Origin of the sequence: Streptomyces sp. NPDC060031, assembly GCF_042736805.1 — a bacterium.
GTDB lineage: Bacteria > Actinomycetota > Actinomycetes > Streptomycetales > Streptomycetaceae > Streptomyces.
Genome location: NZ_JBHWVM010000165.1, coordinates 1 through 7,428 on the forward strand (window position 1 = coordinate 1; position 7,428 = coordinate 7,428).

At 70.9% G+C, this 7,428-nt stretch carries 5 protein-coding genes and 1 pseudogene; 3 read left to right on the plus strand and 3 right to left on the minus strand.

What is annotated here, in order from left to right; translation table 11 throughout:
* Window positions 1–1,871: hypothetical protein (locus tag ACFWB8_RS36115; RefSeq protein ID WP_385237282.1), on the plus strand; the 1,871-nt coding region annotated here is incomplete at its 5' end.
* A gap of 77 nt (window positions 1,872–1,948) precedes the next feature.
* Here ACFWB8_RS36115 and ACFWB8_RS36120 read toward each other — a convergent pair.
* Window positions 1,949–3,541 (minus strand): alpha/beta hydrolase, encoded by a 1,593-nt coding sequence (locus ACFWB8_RS36120; RefSeq protein WP_385237285.1) that lies wholly within the window; start codon window positions 3,539–3,541, stop codon window positions 1,949–1,951.
* Window positions 3,542–4,133: 592 nt separating this feature from the next.
* Between ACFWB8_RS36120 and ACFWB8_RS36125 the strand changes: the two genes are divergently transcribed.
* Window positions 4,134–5,246, plus strand: coding sequence for an ABC transporter substrate-binding protein (locus tag ACFWB8_RS36125; protein ID WP_385237288.1), 1,113 nt, complete (start codon window positions 4,134–4,136; stop codon window positions 5,244–5,246).
* A 75-nt stretch (window positions 5,247–5,321) separates the two neighbouring features.
* Here ACFWB8_RS36125 and ACFWB8_RS36130 read toward each other — a convergent pair whose 3' ends face one another.
* Window positions 5,322–6,383: a polyprenyl synthetase family protein gene (locus ACFWB8_RS36130; RefSeq protein WP_385237291.1), complete on the minus strand. Its 1,062-nt coding sequence runs from the start codon at window positions 6,381–6,383 to the stop codon at window positions 5,322–5,324.
* Window positions 6,384–6,595: 212 nt separating this feature from the next.
* Between ACFWB8_RS36130 and ACFWB8_RS36135 the strand changes: the two genes are divergently transcribed.
* Complete coding sequence (locus ACFWB8_RS36135) at window positions 6,596–7,123, plus strand: GNAT family N-acetyltransferase (RefSeq protein ID WP_385237294.1); 528 nt, start codon at window positions 6,596–6,598, stop codon at window positions 7,121–7,123.
* On the opposite strand, the pseudogene ACFWB8_RS36140 reads toward ACFWB8_RS36135, so the two are convergent.
* Window positions 7,115–7,428 (minus strand): annotated as a pseudogene (locus ACFWB8_RS36140) (NAD(P)/FAD-dependent oxidoreductase); the annotation flags it as partial. The gene ACFWB8_RS36135 and the pseudogene ACFWB8_RS36140 overlap by 9 nt on opposite strands.

The window sequence follows — 7,428 nt, forward strand, 5'->3', positions numbered from 1 at the left end:
CCGCTCCCGCCGCGCTCACCGTCGCCAACCCCGGCTTCGAACAGGGCGGCACGGGCTGGCGGTTCACCGCCGGTACCGGGGTCGCCACGAACTACCCGCACGGCGGGGCGCGGCTCGCCTACCTCGACGGCGGGCCCGGAATGAAGGTGTCCCAGACCGTGACGGCCACGGGGCGGGGGGTGTACGACATATCCGCCTGGATCGCGACGGGCGGGCCGAACGGCCGGTACGTCGCCCGCGTCAACGGCACGGTCGCCGCGGCCCAGACCCTGCCGAGCGCCTCCAACTACCGGCGCTACACGCTCAGCCGGATCGGCCTCGCACCCGGTGACACGCTCGAGATCGCCTTCGAGTCGGGGGACGGCTGGGTCAACGCCGACGACCTGATGCTCTCCCCCGCCTCCCCCGCGGACCCCCGGATCAGCTCCTCCGATCCGAAGATCGTCGAGATGTTCGACTGGTCCAAGCGGAAGGCCAACAGCTGGGTCCAACTCCCCGGCACCCAGGGCCCGCTCAACGTCGACGAGAACCACACCGGCGGCAGCGGCAGCGGCACGTACGCCGCCTCCTACTGGGCCGGCTACGCCAACCGCAGCGGCTACTACTCCCGCGACATGGCCCACCAAGTGGCCGGCGCCGGGGTCCTCGGCCTGCACGCGGAGAACAAGAGCATGCTCCGCTCGTTCGCCGCGTCCGCCACCGCCGCGCACAAGTACTACCCGGCGTGGGCGCTCAACTTCGACGCCTCGACCTACCTCTCGATCGACTACAAGAGCCCCACCAACTTCGTCCGCGAGGTGCCCGCCACCTTCGAGCTGGTGCAGAAGTCAGAGGAGGCGTACCGCTGGAGCGGCGACCGCTCCTACCTCGATGACCCGACCATGTGGGACTTCTACCGGCACGCCACCGACGAGTTCGTCACCCTGCACGACGGGCTCAAGGACAACGGCGCGGTCAAGGTCGCCGAGGGCACCGGCCGAGGCATCTTCCAGGGCACCGCCAGCTACAACGAGCAGAGCGGCGAGCCGCTCGCCGAAGCCGGCGACGCGATCGGCTCCCAGTACCAGGCGTACCTGGCGATGGCCTCCCTCGCCCGCGCCAAGGGGGACTGCGCGCTCGCCGACCGCTACGAAGCCAAGGCACGGGACCTGAAGGCGTACTTCAACTCGACCTGGAGCGGCACCGGTTCGGGCGCGGACATGGTCCGCGGCTACACCACGGACGGGCGCGCCCTGACCGGCTGGGGCAAGGAGAACAGCTGGTTCATGCCGATGAAGCAGATCGTCGACCCCGGCGCCCGCCGGGACGCCTACCTCGACTACATCGACGCGCAGGCCTCGGGCGCGGACCGGCCCACCAACATCGAGGCCCTGACCTACCTGCCGGACACCTTCTTCCGGAACAACCGCAACGACACCGCCTGGAAGTGGATGAAGCACGTCTACGACCGGAAGGACGTCCAGCACGTCAACACCAAGCAGGGCACCAACGGGGACTACCCCGAGGTCTCCTTCACCCTGCTCGGCCAGACCGTCGAAGGCCTGATGGGCGTCGCTCCCAACGCGCCCGCGCACGCCCTGAGCACGCAGTCCCGACTGCCGTCGGGCATGGACTGGCTGCGGATCGACGACCTCCGGGTCGGCGACTCGGTGTTCTCCCTGCGCCACGACGGGGCGACGAAGTCCTCGCTCACCCACGCCTCGGGCAGCTCCGCCTACACCTGGGAGGCGCGCTTCCCCGGCACGTACGCCACGCTCAAGGTCGACGGGGTGGCCCAGCCGGCCCGCACCAAGGTGGTGGACGGGGTGACGTACACCTACGTCACCCCGGCCGTGGCCCCGGGTCGTACGGTCACGGTCCAGGTCGGCTGAGGTCCGGCGCGGCGCCTCGGCCTGATCCATCACGCACACATCCCTCGCGGCCCAACCGAGGGCTGTCGCTCACCTGATCAGTTGCGCGACAACCCTCGGCCGGTCTGTTTGACGCAGGTCAGATCCTTCGTCGGCAGTTTGCCGGTGGCCAGGTACCTGTTGACCTCGTTGTCCACGCAGGTGTTGCCGTAGCGCCCGAAGAGGGCGTGCCGGTTGGCGCCCTCAAGGGTGACCAGCCTGGAGCTCGGCAGCAGGCTGCGCAGTGCGACACTGCCCTTGTACGTGGTGCGCGGGTCGCCGGTGGCGGCCACGATCAGAGCCGGGACGTCGCGCCGTACCCGGGTGGGCTCTTCGCGCGGCCGGTCCCAGAAGGCGCAAGCGCCGATGTTGTTGGTCAGCGGACCGAACAGCGGGTGCGCGGCCCGGCTGCGCTCGATGTCCCGCCAGTAGAGCTCGGGATCGCGCGGGGCGGCCACGTCCCCGCAGAGGATCGCGAGCTGCACGCCGGAGGGCTCGGCCCCGCCGCGGAGCATGTACCGAAGCGTCGCGGCGAAACCCGGTGACAGCGTGGTCGGGGCCGCTCCCTGTGCGGCCATGTGCAGTACGGACAGCTGCTCGGCGAGGGATGCCCGCGTCGGGTCGGTGTCGTCCGCGACGCCCGTCAAAAGGAGGACCGGTACCTGGCTGTCGTCGAGCCGGAAGGCATCGGCGCCGACACCGACGGCCAGGGGGCCGCGCGCGGACGCCGCGACAACGCGGTCCACGGTCGCGAGCACCTCGGCGCGGGTGCGGCCGAGGCCGTAGGTGTCGTGGCGCTGCGCCGCCCAGGCGGCCCAGTCGGAGAGCGCCTTCTCGTTCTCGCGCTCGGAGCCCTTCAGCAACCGGGGGCGGTAGTCGCCCGGGCCGATCGCCCCGTCGAGCACCACCCGGTCGTAGCGGCCGGGGAACATCTGCGTGTAGACCGCGCCCAGGTAGGTGCCGTACGAGTAGCCCAGGTAGGAAATCTTCCGCTCGCCGAGCGCGCCGCGGATGACGTCCATGTCGCGGGCCGTGTTGCGGGTGGTGATGTGCGGGAGCATCGACGCGCCGGCGGCGCGGCACTTGTCGGCCAGGCTCTTCTGCAGGGTGACCTGGCGGTCGAAGCCCGCCCGGCTGGTTCCGGCCGAGAACCAGGCCACCCCGACGGGCCAGCCGCAGTCCAGTGGGGTGCTGCGGCCGACGAAGCGCGGGTCGAAGCCGATGATGTCGTAGCGCGCGCCGACGTCCTTCATGGCCTTGCGGACGTCCGGCGGTGACTCGACCGAGGGTCCGCCCGGCCCGCCGTTGTTCAGGAGGATCGAGCCGATGCGGTGGCGGGTGTCGGTGGCCTTGAGCCGGGACACCGCCACGGTGATCGTGCGCCCCGCGGGGTCGGCGTAGTCCAGCGGCACGGTCAGGTCCGCGCACTGCACACCGGCCTCGTCCAGAACGCGGCCCGCCGTGTCGTCGGAGCCCTTGACGCAGCTGCCCCAGCCGAGGTGCTGCCGGTAGTACCGGTCGAGCCCGGCCCCGGAGCCCTCCTGGGCCGGGGCCCAGGCGGCTGCGGCCACGGCGGGGGAAGTGGTGAGGCAGGCGGCGAGGACGAGGCTCACGGCGCAGGCGCGGCGAGCGGCGGAGCTGAGGGTGGTCACGGATCTCCTTGGGCTGCTGGGTACGGTCGGTGACGCAGAAGGCGGTGTCCGGGGCGGCAGTCCTGCCGCCCCGGGCGTTCACCGGGTCGGCGGCATCCCGCGCGTCGACTGCTTCGTGTGATCACATGCCCCGAGGCTAGGAACCTGCCCTGGTACGGCACATCGCCTGCGTGGACGAGGCCCCCGGTCCCGCCCACCTCTCCCGCCGGGACCCGCGCCCCGGTCAGGCCTCCTCCTCCGGGAGGAGGCCCGGTGCCGTCTCCGCCGCCGGCCGACCCCCACGCCGCTCCCTCGCCCTCGGCCCTGCCCATGCTGCCATCGGCTCCGGCGTTCGCCGGGATGTGGGACAACCCGAATCCGGCCCAGCCGCACAGCGGCAGGCGTTATCCCGCCACCAGGATTCGTGGAAGCCCGGCAGCTCAACGACCGGATAAATCGGTTGCCCGTCGGCGATGGCGGTGGATGCAATGTCCGGCATGGTCACCCAGGTGCGCCCGCCACGGCGGGACGCGATGAACGCGTACTGCCGGGCCTTGCCACCCTGTGATCCGGGCACACCGCAACCGAATCACCACACGGGAGACGCCACCGCATGAGTACGCCACCATCGCCGACCGGCACGGCGCGGACCGACGGGTCAGCCGTCCAGATCGGCGCTCTCGTTCCGCTGACTCGGCCTGGCTGGGTCGAGGCGGGCCAACACTTGCTCGCCGGACTCGAGCTGGCCGTGCGCGAAGTCAATGACGCGGGCGGGATCCTCGGCAGACCACTCGAGCTGGTCGTCCGGGACACCGCGGCTGATCCGCAGAAGGCCGCGGCGGCCGTGGATGATTTGGCTCGCCTGGGCGTCGCTGCCTTGGCAGGCGAGTATCACAGCGTCGTCGCTCGCGCCGCTGCCGCCAGGGCCGACGCCCTCGGCCTGCCGTTCCTCTGCTCGTCAGCGGTTCTCGACGCGCTCACCGAACAGCCGACGCCATGGGTCGCGCGCCTCGCCCCCGCGCAGTCCCACGGCTGGCGGATCTACGCAGACTTCCTCCTCGGCGCGGGCCACAGGCGAATCGCCGTAGCCGCCGAGTCGAGTGTCTACTGGGCATCCGGGGCCGGCATTCTGCGGGACCACCTCACTCCACGCGGCGGCGCCGTCATCGAACTCGACATGCGCGCGCTCTCCCCCACGGCCGTGTGCGAAGAACTCGTCGGCCATCGCGCGACAGCCCTCCTGCTTCTGGTCGGCCACCCGGAGCCGGCAGTACCGATCGTCAAGTCCGTCCGCCGCGACCAGCGCCTCGCCGACCTCATGATCGGTGCTCCGGCCGGGCAACCGGAGTTCGCCGAATGGGCGGCGTTGCTGGGCGACGACGGCGCCGCGATACCGTTCCTGCGCTACCTGCCCGAGCACCTCAGCCCCCTCGGTGCACGAGTCGGGGCGGCCCTGCGCGAGCGGCTGGCCGTAGCGCCCTCCTTCGTCGCCTTCGAGGGATACGACACGGTCGTCGTACTCGCCGATGTGCTGCGTTCTCACGGCGCGGACCGGGCGCGCACTGCCGAAGCCTGGCCGCACGTCGCAGTCGAGGGCACCCGCGGGCAGATCCGGTTCTCCCGGACGCCGGGCATCAGCGTGTGGCAATGGGCTTGGGCGCCAGTCCAAGTCGCGGATCGAGATCCGGCGGCACCCGATCGCTTCCGGATCCTTCACACCGGCTGACAGAGCACGGCGGACCGACTGTCACCGCGGACCCTCAGCTTCGCCGCGGGGGCCCCGACCGCTTTCTCGGACTGCTCACTGGACGCTCCACAGCGGCACGCGCTCGAAGAAGGTGACCGCCTCCTCACGCCACCGTGGCCGCCAGCCGGCGGCCACCGCTGAAGCCTGCTCCGCGCAGCGCCGCATGTCGGTCTGCATCCTGACCGTCACACCGCAGCGTTCAGCGATCTCCCGGACAGCGTCGATGGTCTCCGGCGTGCAGGACGGGTCGCCGAGGGCGGCTTCCACCACCCCGCGATCGGCGCCGCTCACCGAGGACAGCAGCGCGCTGACCGTGTAGCTGTGCTTCCCGTCGCGGATGTCGATACCGGTCGGCTTCCCCATGGTGGCCGCGTCGCCGAACAGGTCGAGATAGTCGTCGCGCATCTGCCCGCATATCCCGACCAGCCGTGCGTACTGGCGCAGTTCCTGCTCGAAGTGCGCCGGCTGCTCCCCCGCGGCCAACAGCCCGAGTTGCAGGGGCAGGAGGATCGAGTAGCGGGCGGACTTGTAATCGGCCACGCAGTGCAGGACGTCCTCGTCCGGGGTGGCCGTGAAGTCGCGCTCCAGGTCGATGATCTGGCCCAGGAACGTGTCGGCTGCCGCCCGCGTCTGTGCCTCGACCATGGCCTGCCGCATCGCGACGGGGACCTTCGCGTCCAGCAGTACCTGCAGGGACAGGGCGAGTGCGAGGTCGCCCGCGAGCACGGTCAGACCAAGGGCCGTCTGCGGGTGGCGGGGGAAGCGCTCGCGGTAGGCGTAGTAGGTGGTGGGGCCGCCCCGGCGGGTGGGACTGTCATCTATGAGATCGTCGTGCACCAGACCGTGGGTCTGCAGCAGCTCGATACTCAGCGCTGCGGCGTCCAGTCCTTCGACCGGATCGGCAGTGACCAGGCCGGCTGCCTCATGAAGCAGGACGACCCGCATCCGTTTCCCGCCGCGGAGGGAAAGGTCCCGCAGCAAATCCAGGCATTCCGGGGCGAAACGGCTGAACTTCGGGGGATCGAGCCGGGTGCTCAGCGCGTCGAAGTACTCCTCGAAGAGCGTGTTGAACCGGCGCTCGTATCCGGCGATGCGCTCCAGCGCCTGCTCGGTCATAGCGAATTCTTTCCCATGGGTGACACCCGGCTGGAGACGCGCGACCTGATGGCTGGTCCCCCGACGCAGCGGCGTGATGTCAGGAGGCGTACTGGGGCCGGTGACCGCCGTCAGCCGCGTCCAGGACTACGGAACCCCATCGTACCGGGAAGTGATCAACCACTCGGTCTGCTCCTGGGCCACCGCACGCCCAGCCGCATAATGTGAGCCCCATGGAGAAACGTGTGCGGTTGGAGCCGTGGGGCGACGGGGACTTCTGGCTCCTGGAGCGCAAGAACGAGCCCGCGATGACCGGGTACCTGGGCGGCCCCGAGTCCCCACAGAAGCTGGTCGACCGGCAGCGCCGGTACGAGGCCATGAGCGCGCGGGAGCCCGCCGCCGGGCGGATGTTCCGCGTGGTGCTGGAACCCTCCGGGGAGAGCGTCGGCACCGTCGGCTTCTGGGAGCGCGACTGGCGGGGCGAGCCGGTCTACGAGGCCGGCTGGGGGATCCTGCCCGAGTTCCAGGGGCGGGGGCTGGCGGTGGCCGCACTGACCGGACTCCTGGCGTACGTCCGCACCCACGGCACCCGCACCACGCTCCACGCTTTCCCGGGCACGGACCACGCGGCCTCCAACGGGGTCTGCCGCCGGGCGGGACTCGAATGCCTCGGCGAGGTCGACTTCGAGTACCCGCCCGGCGTCCCCCACCCGAGCTACGAATGGTGCTACCGGCTACCGCCCGGGCCGGCGTCAGGATGATCCGGCCGCATGCCCGGAGCCGCGAGTCGCCCCGCGGTGCTTGATGTTGACGACCGCAGCCTTGGCCAGCGCCACGGGGTTCAAGAAGCGCAGCGGACCGATCAGGCGGGATGCGAACAGATGGATGTGCCGCGCCATCGGCTCATCGCGCGCTGCCGCCGAGAACATCAGCCGCTCCCCGGGATTGAACGGACGGGCTTTGGCGTAGTCGGCGGCCAGGGACTGGTGGCCACGCAGCTGGCGGCGGTGTCTGCGTGCGTACGCCACCAGCGACTTGTCGAGGTCGCCCCGGCCGGTTGCGGCCG

Bases quoted from the DNA above. Each gene is read 5' to 3' on its own strand.
- ACFWB8_RS36125 (WP_385237288.1), top strand. From the start codon at position 4,134: ATGAGTACGCCACCATCGCCGACCGGCACGGCGCGGACCGACGGGTCA.
- ACFWB8_RS36130 (WP_385237291.1), bottom strand. From the start codon at position 6,383: ATGACCGAGCAGGCGCTGGAGCGCATCGCCGGATACGAGCGCCGGTTC.
- ACFWB8_RS36135 (WP_385237294.1), top strand. From the start codon at position 6,596: ATGGAGAAACGTGTGCGGTTGGAGCCGTGGGGCGACGGGGACTTCTGG.